We start from the raw sequence: 3,375 nt of genomic DNA, 5'->3' as shown, positions 1-3,375 counted from the left end.
TTCACCTACGCCGTGTGCCTGGCGGAGGACACCCCGCAGGCCGCCCGGGAGGCCGCGGACTGGCTGGAGGGCGCGCTCACCGAACTCTCCTGCGTGGCCACGGATCAGCAATCCCCGGTGCCCGGCCGCGGGGCGGGGGACGCACGCCGAGGGCGCTCCGAAGCCCGGCAGCACCCGGCAGACCGGCACGGACACTTCAGCGACCCCGGGCATCCCGGCCACGGGGCAGGGGACGCACACCGAGAGCGCCTCAACTCCCGGCAGCACCCGGCAGACCGGCACGGACACTTCAGCGACCCCGGGCATCCCCCGCCCCCCTCGCCCCGGGCGGGTCGGGTATCGGCTGCATGTGCGGCGGGTCACCGGGGCCGTGGACGCCGAGGCGGTGTTCCGGCGGATGTTCGCGGGGTCGGCTCGGGCGTTCTGGCTGGACAGTTCGCTGCTGGAGCCGGGGCGGTCGCGGTTCTCGTTCCTCGGGGACGATCAGGGGCCGCTCGCCGAGTTCGTGCGGTACGACGTCGACGCCGGGCGGTGTGAGATCGAGCGGGCCGGGCGGCCCCCGCGGCGGGTCCGGGCGAGCGTGTTCGACTATCTGAAGCGGCAGTTGGGCAACCGCCGGGTGGACGCGACGGGGCTGCCGTTCGACTTCACCGGCGGTTACGTCGGCTACTTCGGCTACGAGATGAAGACCGAGTGCGGGTCCTCCAACCGGCACCGCTCCCCCGCCCCGGACGCCGCCTGGCTGTTCGCCGACCGGGTCATCGCGGTGGACCACGAGGAGGGCTTCACCTACGCCGTGTGCCTGGCGGAGGACACCCCGCAGGCCGCCCGGGAGGCCGCGGACTGGCTGGAGGGCGCGCTCACCGAACTCTCCTGCGTGGCCACGGATCAGCAATCCCCGGTGCCCGGCCCGCCGGCCCCGGCCGACCCCGGCGCCGCCGAGCCGTGGCTGGTGCGCGACCGGGCGACGTACCTCGCCGACATCGAGGCGTGCCGACGGGCGCTGCGGTCCGGCACCAGCTACGAGGTGTGCCTGACGAACGCCGCCCGGTTACCCGCTCCACCCGACGCGCTGGAGTTCTACCGGACGCTGCGCCGCGACGACCCGGCCCCCTACGCGGCGTTCCTGAGGTTCGGGGAGCTGGAGGTGGCCGGATCCTCGCCCGAGCGGTTCCTGCGGATCGGCCGGGACGGCACCGTCGAGGCCCGGCCCATCAAGGGCACCGCGCCCCGGGGCGAGGGACCGGATGAGGACGCCCGGCTGCGCGACGCGCTCGCGTCGGACGCCAAGACCCGGGCCGAGAACCTGATGATCGTGGACCTGCTGCGCAACGACCTGGGGCAGGTCTGCCGGACCGGCACCGTGCGGGCGTCCAAGCTGATGGCGACGGAGACGTACGCGACCGTGCACCAGTTGGTGTCGACCGTGCAGGGCAGGCTGCGGCCCGGCACGGACGCGGTGGACTGTGTGCGGGCCTGCTTCCCGGCCGGGTCGATGACCGGCGCGCCGAAGCTGCGCACGCTGGAGATCATCGACTCGCTGGAGACCGAGGCCCGCGGCGTCTACTCCGGCGCCCTCGGCTACTTCGGCTGCGGCGGTGGCGCGGACCTCAGCATCGTCATCCGGACCGCGGTCCTCGCCGACGGCGTGATGCATCTGGGCGCGGGCGGCGCGATCGTGCTCGACTCCGATCCGGACGCGGAGTACGACGAGATGCTGCTGAAGACGGCGGCCCCGATGCGGGCCCTCCACCGGCACACGGCCGAGCGGATGCGGCGGCAGGGCCCGCCGGGGCGGACGGCCCGGGCGGCCGGGGAGGCCCGGCGATGACCAGCCCTCAGGTCGCCCTGGACCCGGCCGCGACCGAGGCGCCCGGCAACCTCGCGGCCCACCTCTCCGAGCTCGCCGAGCGGCGCGGGCGGACCGGGCGGACCGCCTTCCACCAGGGGCACCGCGCCTGGACCCACGGCGAGGTACACGACCTTGCCGCCCGTGCGGCCACCGTGCCGGCCGGGCACGTCACCGCCTCGGTCAACGCCGGTGCGGCGCGCTCGCGTTCGGTGAAGAACGGCGTCTCCCGCCAGGCGGCCGGGGTGTGGAGGGCTGCTCGGTCCCGCCCTGCCCGCGGGCGTCCCCGGTGTGCAGGCCGAGGCAGAACGCGCAGCCGTTGATCTGCGAGGCCCGGATCCTCACCAGTTCCAGCGGTTCCGGTTCGAGCTTCGCGTCCTGGGCCGCGAAAACGGCGGCGGCATGCAGGGAGCCCATCGCCGCGGAGGGCAATGTCGCACGATCATCCGGGCAGTACCGCGCACAGCGCGTCCAGCGCCCCGGACCAGGCGTGGTCCGGGGGTGTGCCGTAGCCGACGACCAGGGCGTCGACGGGCTCGGCCGGCGCGGCGGGGTTGGTGTAGCGGGCGAGTCCGTGGAGCGCGAGGCCCCGCCAGTGCGCCGCCTGGACCACCGACTGCTCGGTGCCGGGCGGCAGGCGCAGCAGGACGTGCAGACCGGCCGCGATGCCGGTGACGCGGGCTTGCGGGGCACGGGCCGCGACGGCGGCGACCAGGGCGTCCCGGCGGCGCCGGTAGCGCAGGCGGGTCGCGCGGACATGCCGGTCGTAGGCGCCGGAGGTGAGGAACTCGGCCAGGGTCAGCTGGTCCAGCGCCCCGCACGTGTCGACACCGCCCTTGGCCGCCGCGGCCTCCTCGGCGAGGCCCGGCGGCAGCACCATCCAGGCCAGCCGCAGTCCGGGCGCGAGGGACTTGCTGGCGGTGCCGAGGTAGACCACCCGGTCGGGATCGAGGCCCTGGAGCGCGCCGACGGGCTGCCGGTCGTAGCGGAACTCACCGTCGTAGTCGTCCTCCAGCACCAGTCCGCCGGTGCGCCGCGCCCAGTCCACGACGGCCGTACGGCGGTCCCGGTGCAGCGGCACGCCCATGGGGAACTGGTGGGCGGGGGTGAGGAGAACGGCCTCGGCGGCCGCCAAGGCGCCCGGGTCGGTGCCGAGTCGGTCGAAGGGCAGCGGGGTGGTGCGCAGCCCGGACGCGGCCAGGATCCTCCCGTGCACGTCGAGGCCGTACGACTCGACCGCGATCGTCCGTGTCCCCCGCGCCCGCAGGACCGTGCCGAGCAGCGTCAGGCCGTGCGCGAACCCGGCGCACACCACGATCCGTTCGGGGTCGGCGCGCACGCCCCGGGCCCGGGAGAGGTACCCGGCGAGCGCGGCCCGCAGCTCGGGGCGGCCACGCGGGTCGCCGTAGTCCAGGGCCTGGTACGGGGCGGCCGTGAGGGCGCGGCGGGCGGCCTTGAGCCACTCCGCGCGCGGGAAGGACGCGAGGTCGGGGCTGCCGGGGCGCAGATCGTAGGCCGGGCGGGTG

Annotated in this window: 2 protein-coding genes and 1 pseudogene; 1 reads left to right on the top strand and 2 read right to left on the bottom strand. The window is 75.6% G+C overall.

What is annotated here, in order from left to right:
* The first annotated feature begins 349 nt into the window (after positions 1–349).
* On the top strand, positions 350–1,831 hold the full coding sequence (gene pabB, locus K4G64_RS38790; protein WP_374206513.1) for an aminodeoxychorismate synthase component I: 1,482 nt from the start codon (positions 350–352) through the stop codon (positions 1,829–1,831).
* 187 nt (positions 1,832–2,018) lie between these two features.
* Here pabB and K4G64_RS40895 read toward each other — a convergent pair.
* Positions 2,019–2,266 (bottom strand): annotated as a pseudogene (locus tag K4G64_RS40895) (carboxymuconolactone decarboxylase family protein); the annotation flags it as partial.
* A gap of 25 nt (positions 2,267–2,291) precedes the next feature.
* Positions 2,292–3,375 (bottom strand): PLP-dependent aminotransferase family protein (locus tag K4G64_RS38780; protein WP_221760545.1); only part of this gene is annotated, 1,084 nt, incomplete at its 5' end.

Origin of the sequence: Streptomyces sp. WAC04114 (genome assembly GCF_019733245.1) — a bacterium.
GTDB classification, from domain to species: domain Bacteria; phylum Actinomycetota; class Actinomycetes; order Streptomycetales; family Streptomycetaceae; genus Streptomyces; species Streptomyces massasporeus_A.
The sequence above is the reverse complement of the archived record's forward strand: the minus strand, read 5'-3'. Positions and strand labels throughout refer to the sequence as shown.